Here is a 21,394-nt window from a genome sequence, read left to right as displayed (position 1 = left end):
CCAATGCGCTCTCTTACCCTTCATCTGAAAGTCCTGATCGCCATCCTGGTGGTGTTGGGTATCTCGATCACGGCCTACCAGATTTTCGTGCTCGGTATTCCGGTGACCGAAGACGCCACCGACGACCTGTGGAACATCGACGCCAAGGTCGAGTTTGTCGCCAACGCCAAGGACCCGATCAAGATCCAGATGTTCGTGCCGCCCCTGAGCCGCGATTACGTCAGCCTCAACGAAAGCTTTATCTCCAACAACTACGGGGTCGCGGTGAACCGCGTCGATGGCAACCGCAAGGTCACCTGGTCGGCGCGCCGGGCCAAGGGCAACCAGACCCTGTACTACCGCCTGGTGCTGACCAAGCGCTACACCGGCGAGAAAGCCAAGGTCAAAGGCCCCACCTTCCGTGACAGCATTGCCGTCGAAGGCCCAGAAAAGATCGCTGCCGAAGCCCTGCTCGCACCTATTCGCCAGCACTCGGCCGACGTCGAGACCTTCATCGGCGAAGCCATCAAGCGGGTCAACAACCTCAACGACGACAACGTGAAACTGCTGCTGGCCGGCGACCCGTCCACCCCGCACAAGGCCAAGATCGTCGAACTGCTGCTGTCCATCGCCCACGTACCGATCGAAAAGGTGCACACCATCCGCCTGGTGGCCGACCAGCCGCAAACTCCGGAGCTGTGGCTGCGCAGCTTCAATGGCAACGATTGGCTGTACTTCAACCCGGAAACCGGTGAACAAGGCCTGCCCACCGACCGCCTGCTGTGGTGGACCGGCGACGACAACCTGATCACCGTCGATGGCGGCAAGAAAGCCAACGTCACCTTCAGCCTCAACAACAGCGAAATGAACGCCATTCGCCTGGCCAAGCTGACCGACGAGAACACCGACGCCAACTTCCTCGAGTATTCGCTGTACGGCCTGCCGCTGCAGACCCAGCAGACCTTCATGATCATGGTGATGATCCCGATTGGCGTGCTGGTGATCCTCATCCTGCGCAACCTGATCGGCCTGCAGACCTTGGGCACCTTCACTCCGGTGCTGATCGCCCTGGCCTTCCGCGAGACCCAGTTGGGCTTTGGCATCGTGCTGTTTACGGTGATTACGGCGCTCGGGCTGTCACTGCGCTCCTACCTCGAACACCTGAAGTTGCAGATGCTGCCGCGGCTGTCGGTGGTGCTGACGTTCGTGGTGGTGCTGATTGCCGCCATCAGCCTGTTCAGCCACAAGCTGGGCCTGGAACGCGGGCTGTCGGTGGCGCTGTTCCCGATGGTGATCCTGACCATGACCATCGAGCGCCTGTCGATCACCTGGGAAGAACGCGGTGGCGGCCATGCCATGAAAGTGGCGATCGGCACGCTGTTCGCAGCCTCCCTGGCGCACTTGATCATGAGCGTGCCGGAGCTTACGTACTTCGTCTTCACCTTCCCGGCGATCCTGCTGATCCTGGTGGGCTTCATGCTGGCCATGGGTCGCTATCGCGGCTACCGCCTGACCGAGCTCGTACGCTTCAAAGCCTTCGTCAAGGCTGACTCCTGATGTTCGGCCTGTGGAAGACCTGGAAAGCCCTGGAAGCGCGGGGAATCATGGGCATCAATCGGCGTAACGCCGATTACGTGCTCAAGTACAACAAGCGCAGCCTGTACCCGATCGTGGATGACAAGATCATCACCAAGGAACGGGCGATCAAGGCCGGCATCCATGTGCCGGAGCTGTACGGGGTGATCTCCACCGAGAAGGAAATCGACAAGCTCGACGAAATCATCGCCGGGCGCAGCGACTTCGTGATCAAGCCGGCCCAGGGCGCCGGCGGTGACGGCATCATCGTGATTGCCGACCGTTTCGAGGGCCGTTATCGCACGGTGTCGGGCAAGATCATCAGCCACGAGGAGATCGAGCACCATATCTCCAGCATTCTCACCGGTTTGTATTCCCTGGGCGGCCACCGCGATCGTGCACTGATCGAATACCGGGTGACCCCGGACCAGATATTCAAGAGCATCAGCTACGAGGGTGTGCCGGACATCCGCATCATCGTGCTCATGGGCTACCCGGTAATGGCCATGCTGCGCCTGCCGACCCGCCAGTCCGGGGGCAAGGCCAACCTGCACCAGGGCGCCATCGGCGTCGGTGTCGACCTGGCCACCGGCCTGACCCTGCGCGGCACCTGGCTGAACAACATCATTACCAAGCACCCGGACACCACCAACGCGGTGGACGGCGTGCAACTGCCCTACTGGGACGGTTTCATGAAGCTCGCGGCGGGCTGCTACGAGCTGTGCGGCCTGGGTTACATCGGCGTGGACATGGTCCTGGACCAGGAAAAAGGCCCGCTGATCCTCGAACTCAACGCCCGCCCCGGCCTCAACATCCAGATCGCCAACGACTGTGGCCTGACCTTGCGCACCCATGCGGTCGAGGCGCGCCTGGAAGAGCTGAAGGCACGCGGCATCGAAGAAAGCGTCGAAGACCGGGTGAAATTCGCCCAGGAACTGTTCGGCCATATTCCGCCGGTCGAAGGCTAGGCCTGTCGGCGCGGCTACCGCTCTCTGTAGCCGCAGCCAAAGGCTCGGGTCGCGTTCGGACGCCGGCCGGCAAAGGCAGCGTAAGAATGTCATCCCCTCCTTAAACCACCGCACGCCGAATACGCCACGAACGCCGCAATCGCCGACATCCCTCTAGGAGCAACCCTGGCAGAGGACTACAATCGCCAGCCGCGCTTCGATGACTGATCTGCCCCGCATGCCAACCTGTTCCGTACACCCACTGCCCTACCGCGCCGACCCTGCCGCCTACTTTGCAGCGATTCAGCATGCCCCGGGGGCCGTGCTGCTCGACAGCGGCCGCCCGAGTGCCGAGCGCGGTCGCTACGACCTGCTCAGCGCCTGGCCCCTGGCTGAATTGACGGTGCAGGCCGGTGAAAGCGGGGCCGAGTTCCTGCAACGCCTGCGCAGCAGTCTCCAGCAACTGGGCCCGGCCGACCTTCCTGCCCCCTGCCAACTGCCCTTTGCCGGTGGCTTGATCGGCTACCTCAGCTACGACTTCGGCCGGCGCCTGGAGCGCCTGCCCAGCCAGGCCGCGGACGACCTGCATCTGCCGGACGCACGCCTTGGCCTGTACTCTTGGGCCCTGATCAGCGACCACCAGCAAGCCAGCAGCCAACTGGTGTTCCACCCCAGCCTCGGCGACGACCAGCGACAACGCTTGATCGACCTGTTCAGCCAAGCGCCGGCCCCTACCGTGGACCGCTTCACCCTGACCGGCACCATGACCGCCGACCTCAGCGCCGAGGACTACCGCCAGGCGTTCCAGCGTATCCAGCAGTACATCCAGGCCGGCGATTGTTACCAGGTCAACTTTGCCCAACGCTTTCGCGCCGGATGCCAGGGCGACCCCTGGAGCGCTTACCGCGCACTGCGCCTGGCCTGCCCGACGCCGTTCTCGGGTTTTCAGCGTCTGCCTGATGGCGGCGCGGTGCTCAGCCTGTCGCCGGAGCGCTTTGTCAAAGTCAGCCAAGGCCAAGTCGAGACCCGCCCGATCAAAGGCACCCGACCCCGCAGCCAGGACGCCAGCGAAGACGCGGCCAACGCCGCCGAACTGCTGGCCAGTCCCAAGGACCGTGCGGAAAACCTGATGATCGTCGACCTGCTGCGCAATGACCTGGGGCGCACCTGCCGGCTCGGCTCGGTGCGCGTTCCGGAGCTGTTCAGCCTCGAGAGCTACCCCAATGTGCATCACCTGGTGAGCAGCGTTACCGGTGAGCTGGCCACGGGCAAAGATGCCCTGGACCTGATTGCCGGCAGCTTCCCGGGCGGCTCGATCACCGGCGCGCCGAAGATCCGCTCGATGCAGATCATCGACGAGCTGGAGCCGACCCGGCGCGGCCTGTATTGCGGTTCATTGCTGTACCTGGACGTACGCGGGGAAATGGACAGCTCGATCGCCATCCGCAGCCTGCTGGTCAAGGACGGGCAGGTGTGCTGCTGGGGCGGCGGCGGAATAGTCGCCGATTCGGATTGCGAGGAGGAATACCAGGAGTCCATCACCAAGGTCCGAGTCCTGCTGGAAACCCTGCAAAACCTTTGAATTCGGCAGCCGCTAAACGCCGTGGGGTGTCAGGTGGATAAATATTGCCAGAGATCACCAGCGTCGCCTTCGGCAGCAGCTACACCGTTGTAGCCGCTGCCGAAGGCGACGCTGGCCGGGACAGACGCCGGAATTCCCTCGGCGATTACAGACTCAGCGCCCGATTCGAAGCCTTGATGAACTCCTGCTTCAACTCGGCAAAAGTGTGCACGGCCGGGAATTGCGGGAACTCGCGGATCACATTGTCCGGTGCATGGAACAGAATCCCCGCATCCGCCTCGCCCAGCATGGTGGTGTCGTTGTACGAATCCCCCGCGGCAATCACCCGGTAGTACAGGCTCTTGAACGCCAGCACCGATTGGCGCTTGGGGTCTTTCTGGCGCAGTTGATAGCTGCTGACCCGCCCTGTGTCATCCGTGATCAGACGGTGGCAGAGCAGCGTCGGGAAGCCCAGTTGGCGCATCAACGGCTGCGAGAACTCGTAAAAAGTGTCAGAGAGAATCACCACCTGAAACCGCTCGCGCAGCCAGTTGACGAACTCCACTGCGCCGTCGAGCGGCTTGAGGGTGGCGATCACTTCCTGGATGTCGGACAGCTTCAGGCCGTGCTCGTCGAGAATCCGCAGGCGCTGCTTCATCAACACGTCGTAATCGGGAATATCCCGCGTGGTTGCCTTGAGGGATTCAATCCCGGTTTTTTCGGCAAAGGCGATCCAGATTTCCGGGACCAGCACACCTTCCAGATCGAGACAGGCAATTTCCACAAGACACTCCCATTTGTATTGGTTATTGAGTTGAGCGAGCAAAAGGACTGGCGAACTCTAGCGATTCGCCCTGAGAGGTGCAACGCAGAGGAGCGCGCCAGGGCCGGCCGGTTTTTGTTAAGATCGCCCCCCTATAGAGCGCACAGCGCCACCGACCTGTAGGAAAACGCCCTGATGAGCCAACCGTTCGACGTCGCTGAACTCGCCGCGACCTATGCCAACAAGTCCCCCCAGGACATCCTCAAGCTGGCATTTGCCCATTTCGGCGATGACCTGTGGATCTCCTTCAGCGGCGCCGAAGACGTGGTGCTGGTGGACATGGCCTGGAAACTCAACAAGAACGTCAAAGTCTTCAGCCTCGACACCGGGCGCCTGCACCCGGAGACCTATCGCTTCATCGATCAGGTGCGTGAGCACTACAAGATCGAGATCGAACTGATTTCGCCGGACCACAGCAAGCTCGAACCCTTCGTCAAGGAAAAGGGCCTGTTCAGCTTCTACAAGGACGGTCACGGCGAATGCTGCGGCATCCGCAAGATCGAGCCCCTGCGGCGCAAACTGTCCACCGTCAGCGCCTGGGCCACAGGCCAGCGCCGCGACCAGAGCCCGGGTACCCGCAGCCAGGTGGCGGCACTGGAACTCGACGGCGCGTTCTCGACCCCGGAGCGCCCGCTGTACAAGTTCAACCCGCTGGCCCAGATGAGCAGTGAAGAAGTCTGGGGTTACATCCGCATGCTCGAACTGCCCTACAACAGCCTGCACGAGCGCGGCTTCATCAGCATCGGCTGTGAACCCTGCACCCGCCCGGTACTGCCTAACCAGCACGAGCGCGAAGGCCGCTGGTGGTGGGAAGAAGCCACGCAAAAAGAGTGCGGCCTGCACGCCGGCAATATCATCAGCAAGGCCTGATTCACACGGCGTCGCCGGCCCTGAAAAGAGCCGGCGACCCAGGCCGGCGAGAGCGCCGCCCGCCCCCTCCGCAACGTCCCCTCTCCCCCTGGCCGCCGCGACCGCGCTAAATACCGGCCATGTTGCGGAGCGCCCACGGCCAAAATCCTGTACACACTCGATGTCACCATCGGTGTCATTCCTGTATGCACTTCATAATCAACCGCCCATAAAAGTTACATCCAACGCTTTATTAAAAATAAGGCTGAGGACTGTATGACGACTTATAAAAATAAATAGCTGTTCAATTGGTCAACTTATAACTGTTCAAATTCATAAAGTTATAAATAGAACAGATAAAAAGGAAATTAAAACCAGGCGATATAGATAAATATCTGGCACAGAAGTGGCTTAAGTGAATTCGTGTTTTGTATACAATTATTACAAAACATACATACACTTTATATCCGCAAGCCTGTCCAGCGAGCCAGGCTGCAGATGCCCCGAACCCAGTGACTTACGGGGCCTTGCGACGAAGATTGTCGAGCATGAGCTCAAGCACAGTCATCGCGGGCCACGCAGTCAGGAGCCTGCCGGAATGCGTACACATACCTCTAACAACATCGCACTCGAACTGCCCTCCTCGCGCCCCTCGACCTATCCTGCCCCGTCCCCTGGAGCATTGCCGGCCCTGAGCCCGCGCCTGCACAACAAAGACCTGGCGCCCACCAGAATCGAAGGCCGGCGTTGGGGTCGCTACAGCATCTTTGCCCTGTGGACCAACGATGTGCACAACATCGCCAACTACTCCTTCGCCATCGGGCTCTACGCCCTGGGCCTGGGCGGCTGGCAGATCCTGCTGTCGCTGGGGATCGGCGCGGCGCTGGTGTACTTCTTCATGAACCTCTCCGGCTACATGGGGCAAAAGACCGGTGTGCCCTTCCCGGTGATCAGCCGCATCAGTTTCGGTATCCACGGCGCGCAGATTCCGGCGCTGATCCGAGCGGTCATCGCCATTGCCTGGTTCGGCATCCAGACCTACCTGGCGTCGGTGGTCTTTCGCGTGTTGCTGATCGCCATCCACCCGGGGTTTGCCGAGTATGACCAACAGCTGATCCTCGGCCTGTCGGGCCTGGGTTGGGCCTGCTTCGTGGTGATCTGGCTGGTGCAGTTGGTGATTCTGGCCTACGGCATGGAAATGGTCCGGCGCTATGAAGGGTTTGCCGGGCCGGTGATTCTGCTGACCGTCGCCGCCCTGGCCCTCTGGATGTACACCCAGGCCGACGCGCGCATTGCCTGGTCGATCCGCGAGCCCCTGAGCGGCGGCGAGATGTGGCGCCAGATCTTTGCCGGTGGCGCGTTGTGGCTGGCAATCTACGGCACCCTGATTCTCAACTTCTGCGACTTCGCCCGCTCGTCGCCCTGCCGCAGGACCATCCTGGTGGGCAACTTCTGGGGCCTGCCGGTGAACATCCTGGTGTTTGCCGTCATTACCGTGGTGCTCTGCGGCGCGCAGTTCCAGATCAACGGACGGGTGATTGAAAGCCCCACCGAAATCATTGCCTCGATTCCCAACACCGGGTTCCTGGTCCTGGGTTGCCTAGCCTTCCTGATTGTCACCGTGGCGGTGAACATCATGGCCAACTTCGTCGCCCCGGCTTTCGTCCTCAGCAACCTGGCGCCCAAGTACCTGACCTTCCGCCGCGCCGGGCTGATCAGCGCCGCCATCGCGGTCCTGATCCTGCCGTGGAACCTCTACAACAGCCCGCTGGTGATCGTGTACTTCCTGTCCGGGCTCGGCGCCCTGCTGGGGCCGCTGTACGGCGTGATCATGGTCGACTACTGGCTGGTGCGCAAAGGCCGGATCAACGTGCCCGAGCTCTACAGCGAAGACCCGCAAGGCGCGTACTTCTATAGCCGCGGGGTCAACCTGAGGGCCGTGGCGGCCTTCGTTCCCGCCGCGCTGATCGCCATTGTCCTGGCGCTGGTGCCGGGGTTTGCCAGCGTCTCGCCCTTCTCCTGGCTGTTTGGCGCCGGGATCGCCGCCCTGCTGTACCTGCTGATCGCCCGGCGCGAGGCCTTTTACGCCGACATCAGCGGCGAATCCATCGCGGTCGACAACGTCAGCCACTGACCGCTAGCCGGCCGTCACAACGGCCCCCTTGAAGCAAACGTGCAAGGAATGTTCATGCGTATTCTCGTGATCAACGTCAACACCACCGACTCCATCACCCAGGCCATCGCCCGCCAGGCCCAAAGCGTGGCGGCCCCCGGCACCGAGATCGTCGGCCTGACTCCGTACTTCGGCGCCGAATCGGTCGAAGGCAATTTCGAAAGCTACCTGGCTGCCATCGCGGTGATGGACCGGGTACTGGCCTACGACCAGCCCTATGACGCGGTGATCCAGGCCGGCTATGGCGAACACGGCCGCGAAGGCCTGCAGGAACTGCTCAATGTGCCAGTGGTGGACATCACCGACGCCGCCGCCAGTACAGCGATGTTCCTGGGCCACGCCTACTCGGTGGTGACCACCCTGGACCGCACCGTGCCGCTGATCGAAGACCGGCTCAAGCTCTCCGGCCTCTACGACCGTTGCGCCTCGGTACGGGCCAGCGGCCTGGCGGTACTGGAGCTGGAACAGGACCCACAGCGCGCGGTGCAGGCCATCGTGCGCCAGGCGGAGCTGGCGGTCAGCGAAGACAAGGCCGAGGTCATCTGTCTGGGTTGCGGCGGCATGGCCGGTCTCGACGAGCAGATTCGCCAGCGCACCGGCGTGCCCGTGGTGGATGGGGTAACGGCGGCGGTGACCATTGCCGAGTCCCTGGTGCGGCTCGGGCTGTCCACCTCCAAGGTGCGCACCTACGCCACGCCGCGCCCCAAGACCATTGTCGGCTGGCCGCTGCGCTTCGGGCGCTGAGTGGCATGACGCTTGGGCCGCCCCCGGCTTCGGGGCCGGCCATCACACCGCGCTGAATGCCTGCGCCAACCCCTGCTCGGCGAACTGCTCAAGCACAAAGTCGACAAAGGCCCGGGTCTTGCCCGGCAGCAGCTTGTGCTCGGCGTAATAGATCGAGGTAAAGCCGTCATCCACGTACCAGTCCGGCAACACCCGCTGCAAGGCACCGGAACGCAGGTAGTTGACGGCAAACGGCATGCTGACCAGCGCCACCCCCAAACCCTGAGCGGCCGCAATGCACGCCGCCTGGGAGTCGCTCATGGTCATGCCGGCCTTGAGCTCCAGAGGCTGCATGGCCCCGGCACGCCCGGTCAGTTGCCAGGTGCGGATTCGTCCGGTCTGTGGCGAGCGAATCAGGATCCCCCGGCAATGGTGCAGGTCCTCGGGCTGGTCAATGGCTGCGCAGCCTTGCAGGTAACCCGCACTGGCCACCAGCACGCGATGGGCCGGTGACAATTTGCGCGCGACGACCCCCTGGGGCAACTCGAAGCCACCGCCGATGGCCGCATCGAAGCCCTGGCCGATCAGATCCACCTGCCGGTTGTCAAAATGCCAGTCCGGGTGGATTTCCGGGTAACGCTGCAGAAACTCCCCCAGCATCGGCACGATGTACAGACAGCCAAAGACCGTGCCCACACTGACCTTGAGCGTGCCGGCCGGACGCCCCTGGGCATTGGCCAAGGTACTCACGGCATTCTGGATGGTCTGCAGGCTGTCGCTGACTTCAGCAAGAAACAGGCGCCCGGCTTCGGTCAGCGTCAGGCGCCGGGTGCTGCGCTGGAACAATCTGACCCCAAGCCGGGCTTCCAGCTTGGCTACACTCTTGCCGACCGCGGCGGGGGTCAGGCCCAGCCGCCGTGCAGCTTCGGCAAAACTCCCGACTTCGGCACTGCGGACAAAACATTCGATGCTGCTGAAGGCTTCCATTAGCGGCGACTCTAAACTTTTGGTTTACACAGAGTATAGGGATTACCCGCTACACAGCTGCTAATCAGCGGTCGATACTCGGCTCCATTCACAAGGCAACCCGCCTTGAACTTCAGGAGAACGACATGAACACCTCATCCCTCAACGGCAAAGTGGCCCTGATCCAGGGCGGTTCCCGCGGCATCGGCGCCGCCATCGTCAAACGCCTGGCCGCCGAAGGCGCAGTGGTTGCCTTCACCTACGTCAGCTCGACCGCCAAGGCTGAAGAGCTGAAGAACGCGATCATTGCCAGTGGCGGCAAGGCCCTGGCGATCAAGGCCGACAGCGCCGATGCAGCCGCCATTCGCCAGGCTGTCAACCACACCGTCGAGACCTTTGGCCGCCTGGACATCCTGGTCAACAACGCCGGCGTGCTGGCCGTAGCACCTCTGGAGGATTTCAAACTCGAAGATTTCGACCAGACCCTGGCCATCAACGTGCGCAGCGTGTTTATCGCCACCCAGGAAGCCGCCCGCCACATGGGCCAGGGCGGACGCATCATCAACATCGGCAGCACCAATGCCGATCGCATGCCCTTCGCCGGCGGCGGCCCGTATGCCATGAGCAAGGCTGCGCTGGTGGGCCTGACCAAAGGCCTGGCCCGCGACTTGGGTCCGCAAGGCATCACCATCAATAACGTGCAACCCGGCCCGGTAGACACCGACATGAACCCGGCCGACAGCGATTTCGCCGAATCCCTGATGGGCTACATGGCGGTCGGCCGCTACGGCAAGGTTGAAGAGATCGCCAGTTTCGTCGCCTACCTGGCCGGCCCTGAAGCGGCCTACATCACCGGGGCCAGCCTGACCATCGACGGTGGTTTCGGCGCCTGATCCGCCAGCCACACAAAAACGCCGGGCAACCCTGTCATCAGGTTGCCAGGCGTTTTGCTGTCACGCGGTCACGCGGCGTTGATCGGTGTCACGCCCATTGCAGCGAAGGCAAGCCGCAGGCGCCGGGCTGGAACGCTTTCAGCGAACGGATAATGGCATCGGCATGGGCATAGCGCTCATCAGCCATGGCCGGGTCCGGTACCGCAATCGCGGTCATGCCGGCGGCCTTGGCGGCGGTCACGCCAAACGGCGAATCCTCGAACACCAGGCAATCTTGCGGCGCCACCCCCAGTCGCCGAGCGGCGGTGAGGAAGATATCCGGCGCCGGCTTGGCCGCGCCAACCTCGGGGTCATCGGCAGTGACCACGGTGTCGAACAGGGCGAACCAGTCCGTATGCAGCGTGGTTTTCTGGCCGAAGGACTGGCGTGACGAACTGGTGCCCACGGCAATCGGGACCTTATGCGCCTTCAGATGCTGCACCAACTCCCGGGCGCCCGGCATGGCCAGGGCACGGGGGAAACGCTCGCGCATCAGCGGTTCGCGGATGACCAGGAACTCCTCGGCGCTGATCGGCAGCTCCAGCGCTTCGACCACATAGCGCGCCAGGTCACCGGCGCCACGGCCAATGATGTTCTGTTTGATGCTCCAGTCGAACGTGCGACCGTAGCGATCGGCAATCAGCTGGGTGACCTCGGTATAGATGCCCTCGGTGTCCAGCAGCAACCCATCCATATCGAAAATAACGGCCTTGATCGGGCCCAATTCATTCAACCGTGCATTCATCGCGTCTGCTCCGTTAACAAAAAACATCCGGGGAGCGGCTCAGGTACGCCCAGTTTTTTGCTCGATTAATGGGTTCAGCAGCATAGCGGCGTGCACGGGCCAGGGGCAACGGGCAGTGATTCTCGGGCGCGGTGAAAAGCGCCACGGAGGGCGGCGCGACGGGCGACTCAACGCCAAGGGCGGGGGCGAATCTCAGTAACTGTCGTCGGGATCCGGCTCGTCGTCTTCATCCAGCGCTTCGTCGGCGTCGTTGAGTGGCACCTGCGCATCATCCATCAGCGAACCCGGATCTTCGTTGCCCGGATCGTTGATAAAGGGCAGTCCGCTTGGGCCTTTCTCTTCATTGCCTGCAGTTTCGGGGGTCATGGCAGTCTCGATTTTCGCGGGGGAGGTAAAATTTCGAATCGAAAAACCGCAAAACGTTCAACCCTAAAAAAGCCCGGCAAATTGCCGGGCTTTTCAACGACCGCTGATGCTCAACGATGTTTGTGCTTGTGACCCTTGTTACCCATGCTGCTGCCCAGCGCGCCACCGGCTGCGCCACCCAGGCCGGCACCGATATTTGAACCGGTGCTGCCGCCCAGCTTGCTGCCGATGACCGAACCGCCCGCCGATCCGATACCGCCGCCTACCGCAGCCTGGACCCGGCTACCCTTGCGCGCGCCCACGGCACTGCCGGCCGCACCCGCTACACCGGCGCCGATCGCCGCGCCAGTGCTGCCACCCATCTGCTGGCCGACCACATTACCCAAGACGCCACCCAGGCCGCCGCCAATCGCCGCAGTGCCGTCGCCAGCCATCGCACCTTGAGCGACCAGAAGCCCTACAACCAGAGCAGGCAGTGTTAAACGCATGACATAAACCTCAAAAAAAGAAGATCGAAGACCCACGTGCAGATCGGAATGGGGCGCACGACAGAGCGCCCCACACCTGATATCGCGTGAGTTGGACAGCTTATACACAAAGAGTTTTAAGACAGGCAAAAAAAAGCCCGCTGGGGTAACGGGCCAATGGATTGCTTTCTAACGGATGAGCTGAGCCTACTGCCCCGGATGTGAAGATTATGTGAAAAAAACGCCGCCGCCCTATCCCACACGATTCAACCCGCCGCAGCCCCTCCCCAACCCGCCCAATAAAAAGCCCCGCTGGCTGGCGGGGCTCAATCAACACTCGAGTCATTTGCGCAACGGCAGCGCCTTGGGGAAAAACTTCGCTCCACCGACCTTCAACGGAGCACGCGACGGGCTCCTGCCCGCCACAACCTTGGCCAGGGATTCACCCGCGTCCACATCAAACGCTGCCTGACCGCAGCGCACCAGATTGTTGATGGGGAACTCATCCCCGTTGTCCTCGATATAAGGAACACTCATAAGCCCAGCTCCTATCAACAACCAGCCAGCACCGGCAAGCACCTGATTGCCTTGGAAATACTGACCATCACGGCGCTTCAGACTAGTTGGTCATTTACAGACCTGCCCGTTCAGAGGCACAAGGCACCGACGAACGGCCGCGGGCTTTTGTCGCAGGCCACTCAACCAGCAATCGCTGACAGGACCCGCTGCAACAACAACTCGGTCGGCAGCGCACCGTCGACCCGCAGCCAGGGCAGCGGCAACTGATCGAGCCAGCGCTCATGCCGCGGTCGATTGCGCCCGGCCCGGCTGCCCGACTCATAGCTTTCGGCCCAGGCGAGGAACGCCAGGTGATTCTCATGCATGTCCCCGCCCGGAAGAATGCGCTCACCGTGACACTGCAATTCCCGCGCCTTGATCCGCTCAATACGCAGCGCCGTCGGCGTGTCGACAAACACCACCCAGTCAACGCCTTGAATCACCTCGTCGCCCCAGCCATCCAGGGAACCGGAAAGCACCCAGTCACCCTCAGCCAGAACCCCACGAAGCAGACTCACACGCTCCAACACAGGGCGCGCCTGCACAAAGGGTGGCTCAGTCGGGTACCAGTAGTAATCATCGACATCCACATGCGCCACCCCAAGCCTCGCCGCCAACGCGGCACCCAGGGTGCTGACGCCGGCACCGGATGCGCCGCTGATGTAAATCCGCCTCCCCATCTTCAGGACTCCCTTGCCCATTCCGACATTCGCCCAGCCACCGAGGTCATCAATGCCGCAGGCGGGTGAATTTTCAAATGCCAGAAACCACAAAACCCCTGGCTTCTCAAGGAAACCAGGGGTTTTGTGTACATCGAATATGGCGGTTGAGGAGGGATTCGAACCCTCGATACAGTTTCCTGTATACACACTTTCCAGGCGTGCTCCTTAAGCCTCTCGGACACCCAACCGTGTCTCGTCAAACTGATTCAGTCTGTCGAGGCGCGCTAATGTAGTCGAAAGCTTTTCCGATGGCAAAGGTTTTTTTGAGAATTTTCATGCGCTTAAGGCATTTCTGCAGATTGCCGGGCTCAGGACTGGGATTGGGCCATGGCAAACCGGCCAATCTCTGGCCTGGCGCCCTTCTATATAGAAGGGGTGATGCACGGTCTGTGTGGCCGGCTAGGCTTGTCGAGCGCCGAAAGGCTGACTCATCAGTCAGTCACAGCGCTTTACCTGACCTACGGTGGTGGGTAACGTCTGCCCCACTTCAATACAAGGAATTGCGTCATGAGTGAATTGATTTCTTACCATCTCGAAGACGGTATCGCGACCCTGACCTTGAGCAATGGCAAGGTCAATGCCATTTCCCCGGACGTGATTGTCGCCTTCAATGCCGCGCTGGACCGTGCGGTCGCCGACCGTGCCGTAGTGATCATCACCGGTCAGCCGGGCATTCTGTCAGGCGGCTATGACCTGAAGGTCATGACTGCCGGCCCCAAGGAGGCCGTGAGCCTGGTGACTTCGGGTTCGACCCTGGCGCGTCGCCTGCTGTCGCACCCGTTTCCGGTGATCGTTGCCTGCCCTGGGCACGCAGTGGCCAAGGGCGCATTCATCCTGTTGTCGGCCGACTACCGGATTGGCGTCGACGGCCCGTTCAGCATCGGCCTCAACGAGGTGCAGATCGGCATGACCATGCACCACGCCGGGATCGAACTGGCCCGTGATCGCCTGCGCCGGTCGGCGTTCCATCGCTCAGTGATCAACGGCGAGATGTTCAACCCGCAAAGCGCGGTGGACGCAGGCTTCCTCGACAAGGTGGTAAGCCCCGATGAGCTGACCAGCGCCGCGCTGGAAGTTGCACGTCAGTTGAAGAAGATCAACATGACCGCTCACAAGAACACCAAGCTGAAGGTGCGCAAGGCACTGCTGGACACCCTGGACAACGCCATCATTCAGGATCAGGAGCACTTGGGCTAACACCCCGGAATTTGCTCGGCAAAAGCCCGACCTCAGCGTCGGGCTTTTTCTTGCCCGAGCCCGGTCACTTACGGCAACCGCTCTAAACCGCAGCTGAGCCCTTCTGCTGGAAACATGCGCTTAAACATCGGCCATCTCCAGTGAATGGCAGCAATTGCCGAAACCAGTGCACATCCGTACACTGCGCCACCTTTTGTCCCAGGTGGGCCCGTAGATGCTGTATTTGTTTCGTATGTTGTTGATGGGGCTGCACTTTATGGCTGCGGGGGTGCTTGGCGTGCTGATTGGCCTATGCCGCCCGTTCAACCCGGACAACAGCCGCCTCTGCGCGCGCCTCTATGCGTGGCCGGCGATGTGCATCCTGCGCCTGCGGGTCAAGGCTGACGTTGGCTCGCTGATGGACAAGCCACAGAGCTGCGTGATCATTGCCAACCACCAATCCAACTACGACCTGTTTGTGTTTGGCAACGTGGTGCCGCGCCGCACCGTGTGCATCGGCAAGAAGAGCCTGAAGTGGGTGCCTTTGTTCGGCCAACTGTTCTGGCTGGCGGGCAATGTGCTGATTGACCGTGGCAACGCACAAAAGGCCCGGCGCTCGATGCTGACCACCACCCACACCTTGCAGCACGAGGACACCTCGATCTGGGTGTTCCCCGAGGGCACGCGCAACTTCGGTGAAGACCTGCTGCCATTCAAGAAAGGCGCGTTCCAGATGGCGATAGCGGCCGGCGTGCCCATCGTGCCCGTGTGTGTCAGCAGCTATATCAAACAGATGAATCTGAGTCGCTGGCGCAGCGGCAAGATCCTGATCCGCTCGCTGCCGGCCATTCCCACTGCCGGTTTGAGCATGGATGACATGCCGCTGTTGATTGCCCAGTGCCGTGAACAGATGCGCGAATGCATCGCCTCGATGGATCGCCAGCTGCAACCGGGCTGATGCTGGCGCCCCCTCTTTTGCCCCGAATGGCCCGCCTTGTGCGGGCTTTTTATTAACGGCGAACTCCGCCGATTCTGCTGACTCTGATCAGGTATTGCAGGCTAAGCTGGTGCAGGTCTGTCTCGATCATGTTGATAAGAAGAAGCGAACAAGAACTATGGGTAGAGTTGTTGCTGCTGCCGTTTACAGCGCCGGTAAGAAAGTCACTGATATCACCCTCGACGAAGGGGCCGCCTGGGCGGCCAAACCCGGTCACTTTGTCTGGATCGGCCTGGAAGAACCCAATGCTCACGAACTGGCCAACCTGCAACGCCAGTTCAACCTGCATGAACTGGCCATTGAGGACGCCCTGGAAAAACACAGCCGGCCGAAGCTGGAAACCTTCGGCGACGCGCTGTTTATCGTCACTTATTCCCCGGTGCGCGAGGCCGGCAAGCTGGAGTTCATCGAAACCCACATCTTTGCCGGCAACGGCTACATCATCACCGCCCGCAACGGCCACTCCAAATCCTACGGCTACGTGCGCCAGCGCTGCGAAGCGCGGCCACTGCTGCTGGAGCATGGCGAAGACTTCGTGCTCTACGCCCTGCTGGATTTCGTCACCGAGAACTACCAGCCGGTCAGTGAGGCGATCCACGCCGAGATCGACGAACTGGAACGCAATGTCCTGTGCGACTCATTGAACGAGCGCGACATCCAGAACCTTCACGGCCTGCGTCGTGACGTCCTGCGTCTGCGGCGACACGTGGCGCCGATGGTGGAGATCAGTGAGGAGCTGCAAAAGCTCAGCTTCCCGTTTATCGACAAGAACATGCGGCCGTACTTTCGTGACGTGCAAATTCACGTCACGCGGCAAATGGAAGACTTGTCGACCCTGCGCGACATCGCCAGTCAGACCATCGAAATCGGTGTGCTGCTGGAGGCCTCGCGGCAAAGCGTGGTGCAACGCAAGTTCGCGGCCTGGGCGGCGATCCTGGCGTTTCCGACAGCGGTGGCGGGGATCTACGGCATGAACTTCCAGAACATGCCGGAGCTGAGCTGGCATTACGGCTACTTCGGCGTACTGGGGTTCATCAGTGTCGGCTGCGTCAGCCTGTGGGCCAGCTTCAAGCGTTCAGGATGGTTGTAGGCCCGGCCCCTGTTGCAGGAACCGGGCTGCGCCGCTTCAGGCCGACTTGACCTCAGGGGTGTGGGCCACAAAGCGCATCATCCATTCCGCGACCGTGGCGCCATGGTGGGCGTGATCGAGGCTGGCCACGCCTTTCTGGTAGATCTGCTCGCCCAGGTGTTGCTGGCGAATCTCCAGCAGCGCTCGGGAATAGTCGTGGATGAACTCCGGGTGCCCCTGGAAGCACAGCACCTGGTCATTGATGTGATAGGCGGCGAACGGACAGAAGTCGCTGGAGGCGATCACCGTGGCGTTTTCCGGCAAGGCGGTGACCTGGTCCTGGTGGCTGATCAGCAGAGTCAGCTCTTCCACCAGCGGGCTCATCCAGGGGGCCTTGGCGGCCAGTTTGTAGTTGTGGGTGCCCACGCCCCAGCCCTGACTCGCCCTTTCGCTCTTGCCGCCCAGCAGCAGCGCCAGCAATTGATGGCCGAAGCAGATGCCCAGCAGCTTGTCGCCGCGCTCGTAGCGCGCCAACAGGTAAGTCTTGAGGGTTTGAATCCAGGGATCGGTGCCGAAGGAATCGGCCTTGCTACCGGTGACCAGGTACGCATCGAAGCTCAGATCATCACTCGGGTAATCGCCCTGCATCACGTTATAGACGGTGAATTCGGCGGCGATCGGTTGCTGTGAAAACAGGCGCTGAAACATCTGCCCGTAACCCTGATATTGATCGACCAGTTCGGGACGCAGGATGTCGGTTTCCAGAATGCAGATGCGTAGCGACATAAAAAATACCTGACACGATGATGGGAATAATGAACAGCCCAGAGCCTGCCTTGAAACACTGGGTCAAGGCAAGCCCCGGAAAGGTTCACTGCACGCCGTTCAGCATCAGAAGCATTGGCCCTGGGCGGCCTTTTCCAGAAGCAGGGCCGGTGGTGCGAAACGCTGGCCGTATTGCTCCGCCAGGTAGTGGCTGCGGGCGATGAAATCCCGTAAGCCGTACTGGTTGATGAACTGCAGGGCACCGCCGGTCCAGGCGGCGAAACCGATGCCGAAAATCGAACCGACGTTGGCATCCGCCGTCGAGTGCAGCACGCCCTCTTCCAGGCAACGCACGGTCTCGATGGCCTGGATGAACAGCAACCGGTCGCGCACGTCCTGCGCTGAAATCTGCCCCTCGGCTTTTTCCAGGCGCACCTTGAGCTCCGGCCACAGGTGCTTCGGCGCCCCCGCCGGGTAATCGTAGAAACCGCCGCCCGCCGCCTTGCCAGGGCGCTTGTATTCGTTGAGCAGCAGATCGATCACGGCAAAGGCCGGGTGCTCGATGGGCGGCTTGCCTTCGGCCTGCAGGTCCTTGGCGGTCTGCTGGCGAATATGGCTCATCAGGCTCAGCGATACTTCGTCGGAGATCGCCAACGGGCCAATGGGCATGCCGGCCTTGCGCGCCTCGGTTTCGATCATCGCTGCGGCGACACCTTCGCCCAGCATGGCGATGCCTTCATTGGTGAAGGTACCGAATACCCGCGAAGTAAAAAATCCGCGACTGTCGTTGACCACTATCGGGGTTTTCTTGATTTGCAGTACGAAATCAAAACCTCGGGCCAAAGTTTCGTCGCTGGTGCGAGCCCCCTTGATGATTTCCACCAAGGGCATTTTGTCCACCGGGCTGAAGAAGTGCAGGCCGATGAACTTGTCCGGATTCGGCACCGCGCTGGCCAGGCCGCTGATGGGCAAGGTGGATGTGTTGGAGGCGATCACCGCCTCCGCGCCGACCACCCGCTGCGCCGCCGAGGACACCTTGGCCTTGAGCTCGCGGTCCTCGAAGACCGCTTCGATGATCAGGTCGCAGCCCGCCAGATCGGCGTCCTGCCCAGTGGGGCTGATTCGCGCCAGTACCGCATCACGCTGCAACCCACTGAGTTGCCCGCGAGCGACCTTTTTCTCGAGCAGGGTCGCCGAGTGCGCCTTGCCCTTCTCGGCCGCCGCCAGGTCGATGTCCTTGAGCACCACCTGGATACCCGCCAGGGCGCTGACGTAGGCGATTCCCGCGCCCATCATCCCGGCGCCCAGCACCCCGACCTTGTGCGTCACCTGGGGCGCAATGCCTTGCGGGCGCGAACCGCCGGCGTTGATCTGATTAAGCCCGAACCAGAAGGTGCCAATCATGTTCTTCGCCACCTGGCCGGTGGTCAGTTCAGTAAAATAGCGGGTCTCGATCAAGTGCGCGGTGTCGAAATCGACCTGGGCGCCCTCCACCGCTGCGCACAGGATCTTCTCCGGCGCCGGCATGCAGCCATGGGTCTTGCTGCGCAAAATCGAGGGGGCAATGGCCAGCATCTGCGCGACCTTGGGGTTCGATGGCGTGCCTCCGGGGATCTGGTAACCCGCCACATCCCAGCGCTGTTTGACCGAGGGGTTGGCCAGGATCCAGGCCCGGGCCTTGGCCAACATCTGCTCACGGTCGCTCGCCAGCTCGTCGACCAGCCCGGCCTGCAACGCTTGTTGCGGCCGTACTTTCTTGCCCTCAAGCAGGTAGGGCAAGGCCTTTTCCAGGCCCAGCATGCGGACCATGCGCACCACGCCGCCACCGCCCGGCAACAGGCCGAGGGTCACTTCCGGCAGGCCAATCTGCAGCGTCTGATCATCCAGTGCAATGCGATGGTGGCAGGCCAGGCAAATCTCCCAGCCGCCGCCCAGGGCCGCGCCGTTGATCGCAGCAACCACAGGCTTGCCCAGGGTTTCCAGGGCGCGCAGCTGCGCCTTGAGGCTCAGCACCATGTCGTAGAAAGCCTTGGCCTCGGGCTTGCCCACCTTGATCAGTTCGTTGAGATCACCGCCGGCAAAGAAGGTCTTTTTCGCCGAGGTAATGATCACCCCGGCCAGGCTGGCGTCCTCGGCCTGCAGGCGCGCGACGCTGGCGGCCATGGCTTCGCGGTACTGCGCGTTCATGGTGTTGGCGCTCTGGCCCGGCATATCGATGGTCAGCACCACAATCTGGTCCTGGCCTTTTTCGTAACGGATGGCATCGGTCATGACGAGGTTTCCTTGAAGTCGGGGCTCAGAGGCGTTCGATGATGGTGGCGATACCCATGCCGCCGCCGACGCACAGCGTCGCCAGGCCGTAACGCTGGTGCCGGGCCTCCAGCTCATCGAGCAGGGTGCCGAGGATCGCGCAACCGGTGGCGCCCAGTGGGTGGCCCATGGCGATCGAACCGCCGTTGACGTTGACCTTGGCCGGGTCGATGGCCATGTCCTTGATGAATTTCAACACCACCGAGGCAAACGCTTCGTTGACTTCGAACAGGTCGATGTCCTCGATGCGCAAACCCGCCTTGGCCAAGGCTTTGCGAGTGGCCGGGGCCGGCCCGGTGAGCATGATGGTCGGATCGGTGCTGGTGACCGCAGTGGCAACGATCCGCGCCCGAGGCGTCAGCCCCAGGTCCCGGCCCTTGGCTTCGGAGCCGATCAGCATCAACGCCGCGCCATCGACGATCCCCGAACTGTTGCCCGGCGTGTGCACATGGTTAATGCGCTCGACATGGCTGTAGACGCGCAAGGCAGTGGCGTCAAAACCCATTTGCCCCATCATCTCGAAGCTCGGCTTGAGCTTGCCCAGGCCTTCGAGGGTCGAGTCGCCACGGATGAACTCATCCTGCTCCAGCAGAAGGATGCCGTTCTGGTCCCGGACCGGCACCAGGGACTTGTCGAAGGCCCCATCCGCCCTCGCCCGCGCGGCCTTTTGCTGGGACTGCAGGGCGAAGGTATCGACGTCTTGCCGGCTGAAGCCTTCCAGGGTCGCGATCAGGTCGGCGCCGATACCCTGCGGGGTGAAATGACTGTGCAGGTTGGTCTGCGGATCCAGGACCCAGGCCCCGCCGTCGCTGCCCATGGGTACCCGGGACATGGACTCGACCCCGCCGACCACCACCAGGTCCTCGAAACCGGAACGCACCTTCATCGCTCCCAGGTTGACCGCCTCCAGGCCCGACGCGCAAAACCGGTTGATCTGCACCCCAGCCACGCTGATGTCCCAATCCGCCACCAGGGCTGCGGTCTTGGCAATGTCGGCGCCCTGGTCGCCCACCGGCGTGACACAGCCGAGGACGATGTCATCCACCTGGCTGGTATCGAGCTCGGTGCGCCGTTGCAGCGCATTGAGCAACCCGGCCAGCAGGTTCACCGGCTTGACGCTGTACAAGGCGCCATCGGCCTTGCCTTTGCCACGGGGCGTGCGTAACGCGTCGAATATCAAAGCTTCAGTCATGACGTCCTCGAACCGCTGTACGGGAGAGAAAAAGGCAGAGCGCTCACCTTAGGCCGGGCGGCGCCGGATTCAATGACCGATGCGCTCAGCGGCCTTGACCCACGCGCTCAGACGAACGGTAGCGAGCTAATAGATGTCGCCAACAACGACGGGGAACTGTCTAGCCAACGGGCGCCGACGCAGCTGGCAATAAGCCTCATAACCGTTGACAAGCTTTACATGACAACTTGATATGAATTGGATCTAAGCCAAGTGTTACAAGGCCCCTAAGGTAGAAACAGCAGGCAGTAAATCGTTGCAGCCGGGGATTTCCCGGGCACGTGTAAGAAAAGGGACACATGGTCGGGTCATCGTGAAGTCGACAGACGCATGCATCAGATGTTCAGGAATAACAACAAAAGGCACACAGCCATGTTCAAGCATTCGAAAGTACGTCAAGCCGGGCTCATTCTTTTCGCTACCACCTTGCTCTTGATCTTGCCCAACCTCACCAAAGTGA

The 21,394-nt window shown here is 61.7% G+C and carries 20 protein-coding genes and 1 tRNA gene; 10 read left to right on the top strand and 11 right to left on the bottom strand.

The features are described from left to right. Positions 1-3: 3 nt before the first annotated feature. The 3 genes from rloB to pabB all read left to right on the top strand — a co-directional run bounded on the left by rloB (position 4) and on the right by pabB (position 4,083). Positions 4-1,536 (top strand): osmotic stress tolerance membrane protein RloB, encoded by a 1,533-nt coding sequence (gene rloB, locus MF4836_RS16445; protein ID WP_020300336.1) that lies wholly within the window; start codon positions 4-6, stop codon positions 1,534-1,536. Next, positions 1,536-2,522, top strand: a complete 987-nt coding sequence (locus MF4836_RS16440; protein ID WP_020300335.1) for an alpha-L-glutamate ligase-like protein — start codon at positions 1,536-1,538, stop codon at positions 2,520-2,522. The genes rloB and MF4836_RS16440 overlap by 1 nt, the downstream gene beginning before the upstream one ends. Positions 2,523-2,739: 217 nt before the next feature. Then, positions 2,740-4,083 carry an aminodeoxychorismate synthase component I gene (pabB, locus tag MF4836_RS16435; RefSeq protein WP_078471137.1) on the top strand — a complete coding sequence of 448 codons (1,344 nt, stop codon included), beginning with the start codon at positions 2,740-2,742 and terminating at the stop codon, positions 4,081-4,083. 145 nt (positions 4,084-4,228) lie between these two features. On the opposite strand, the gene thrH is transcribed toward pabB, so the two are convergent. After that, entirely contained in the window at positions 4,229-4,846 is a 618-nt protein-coding gene (gene thrH, locus MF4836_RS16430; RefSeq protein WP_020300333.1) for a bifunctional phosphoserine phosphatase/homoserine phosphotransferase ThrH, read from the bottom strand. Between the two features lie 174 nt (positions 4,847-5,020). Between thrH and MF4836_RS16425 the strand changes: the two genes are divergently transcribed. From MF4836_RS16425 to MF4836_RS16415, 3 genes are all read left to right on the top strand, one after another. Continuing rightward, positions 5,021-5,755, top strand: coding sequence for a phosphoadenylyl-sulfate reductase (locus MF4836_RS16425; protein ID WP_020300332.1), 735 nt, complete (start codon positions 5,021-5,023; stop codon positions 5,753-5,755). 577 nt (positions 5,756-6,332) lie between these two features. After that, positions 6,333-7,868, top strand: coding sequence for an NCS1 family nucleobase:cation symporter-1 (locus MF4836_RS16420; RefSeq protein ID WP_078471136.1), 1,536 nt, complete (start codon positions 6,333-6,335; stop codon positions 7,866-7,868). Positions 7,869-7,922: 54 nt separating this feature from the next. Continuing rightward, positions 7,923-8,651: an aspartate/glutamate racemase family protein gene (locus tag MF4836_RS16415; RefSeq protein WP_078471135.1), complete on the top strand. Its 729-nt coding sequence runs from the start codon at positions 7,923-7,925 to the stop codon at positions 8,649-8,651. A 42-nt stretch (positions 8,652-8,693) separates the two neighbouring features. Here MF4836_RS16415 and MF4836_RS16410 read toward each other — a convergent pair whose 3' ends face one another. Continuing rightward, positions 8,694-9,617 (bottom strand): LysR family transcriptional regulator, encoded by a 924-nt coding sequence (locus tag MF4836_RS16410; RefSeq protein WP_078471134.1) that lies wholly within the window; start codon positions 9,615-9,617, stop codon positions 8,694-8,696. Positions 9,618-9,742: 125 nt separating this feature from the next. Between MF4836_RS16410 and MF4836_RS16405 the strand changes: the two genes are divergently transcribed. Further along, positions 9,743-10,489, top strand: a complete 747-nt coding sequence (locus MF4836_RS16405) for a 3-oxoacyl-ACP reductase family protein (protein WP_078471133.1) — start codon at positions 9,743-9,745, stop codon at positions 10,487-10,489. 88 nt (positions 10,490-10,577) lie between these two features. Here the strand turns inward: MF4836_RS16405 and MF4836_RS16400 are convergent, their stop codons facing one another. From MF4836_RS16400 to MF4836_RS16380, 6 genes are all read right to left on the bottom strand, one after another. Next, positions 10,578-11,273 carry an HAD-IA family hydrolase gene (locus MF4836_RS16400; protein ID WP_078471132.1) on the bottom strand — a complete coding sequence of 232 codons (696 nt, stop codon included), beginning with the start codon at positions 11,271-11,273 and terminating at the stop codon, positions 10,578-10,580. A 192-nt stretch (positions 11,274-11,465) separates the two neighbouring features. Further along, positions 11,466-11,639, bottom strand: coding sequence for a hypothetical protein (locus MF4836_RS35540; RefSeq protein ID WP_178102954.1), 174 nt, complete (start codon positions 11,637-11,639; stop codon positions 11,466-11,468). Positions 11,640-11,749: 110 nt separating this feature from the next. Beyond that, a complete protein-coding gene (locus tag MF4836_RS16395) occupies positions 11,750-12,127 on the bottom strand; it encodes a hypothetical protein (protein WP_043230875.1) in 378 nt (125 codons plus the stop codon). Between the two features lie 321 nt (positions 12,128-12,448). Further along, positions 12,449-12,643: a hypothetical protein gene (locus MF4836_RS16390; RefSeq protein ID WP_078471131.1), complete on the bottom strand. Its 195-nt coding sequence runs from the start codon at positions 12,641-12,643 to the stop codon at positions 12,449-12,451. Positions 12,644-12,804: 161 nt separating this feature from the next. Then, complete coding sequence (locus MF4836_RS16385) at positions 12,805-13,344, bottom strand: adenylate kinase (RefSeq protein WP_078471277.1); 540 nt, start codon at positions 13,342-13,344, stop codon at positions 12,805-12,807. Positions 13,345-13,484: 140 nt separating this feature from the next. Continuing rightward, positions 13,485-13,574: transfer RNA gene (locus MF4836_RS16380), tRNA-Ser, on the bottom strand. Between the two features lie 319 nt (positions 13,575-13,893). On the opposite strand from MF4836_RS16380, the gene MF4836_RS16375 reads away from it, so the two are divergent. The 3 genes from MF4836_RS16375 to MF4836_RS16365 all read left to right on the top strand — a co-directional run bounded on the left by MF4836_RS16375 (position 13,894) and on the right by MF4836_RS16365 (position 16,649). Then, positions 13,894-14,583 (top strand): crotonase/enoyl-CoA hydratase family protein, encoded by a 690-nt coding sequence (locus MF4836_RS16375; protein WP_078471130.1) that lies wholly within the window; start codon positions 13,894-13,896, stop codon positions 14,581-14,583. Positions 14,584-14,797: 214 nt separating this feature from the next. After that, complete coding sequence (locus MF4836_RS16370; RefSeq protein ID WP_078471129.1) at positions 14,798-15,520, top strand: 1-acylglycerol-3-phosphate O-acyltransferase; 723 nt, start codon at positions 14,798-14,800, stop codon at positions 15,518-15,520. A gap of 157 nt (positions 15,521-15,677) precedes the next feature. Continuing rightward, positions 15,678-16,649: a magnesium and cobalt transport protein CorA gene (locus MF4836_RS16365; RefSeq protein WP_020300321.1), complete on the top strand. Its 972-nt coding sequence runs from the start codon at positions 15,678-15,680 to the stop codon at positions 16,647-16,649. A gap of 36 nt (positions 16,650-16,685) precedes the next feature. On the opposite strand, the gene MF4836_RS16360 is transcribed toward MF4836_RS16365, so the two are convergent. The 3 genes from MF4836_RS16360 to MF4836_RS16350 form a co-directional block, all read right to left on the bottom strand. After that, the gene (locus MF4836_RS16360) at positions 16,686-17,414 is read right to left on the bottom strand and encodes an amidotransferase (RefSeq protein WP_078471128.1); all 729 of its coding nucleotides are present in this window, start codon (positions 17,412-17,414) and stop codon (positions 16,686-16,688) included. 105 nt (positions 17,415-17,519) lie between these two features. After that, entirely contained in the window at positions 17,520-19,664 is a 2,145-nt protein-coding gene (locus tag MF4836_RS16355) for a 3-hydroxyacyl-CoA dehydrogenase NAD-binding domain-containing protein (protein WP_078471127.1), read from the bottom strand. A 25-nt stretch (positions 19,665-19,689) separates the two neighbouring features. Next, positions 19,690-20,895 (bottom strand): acetyl-CoA C-acetyltransferase, encoded by a 1,206-nt coding sequence (locus MF4836_RS16350; protein WP_078471126.1) that lies wholly within the window; start codon positions 20,893-20,895, stop codon positions 19,690-19,692. Positions 20,896-21,394: the final 499 nt, after the last annotated feature.

Origin of the sequence: Pseudomonas sp. MF4836, from assembly GCF_002018875.1 — a bacterium.
GTDB lineage: Bacteria > Pseudomonadota > Gammaproteobacteria > Pseudomonadales > Pseudomonadaceae > Aquipseudomonas.
Note: the sequence above shows the minus strand (reverse complement) of the source record. Positions and strands in the feature narration are given on the sequence as shown.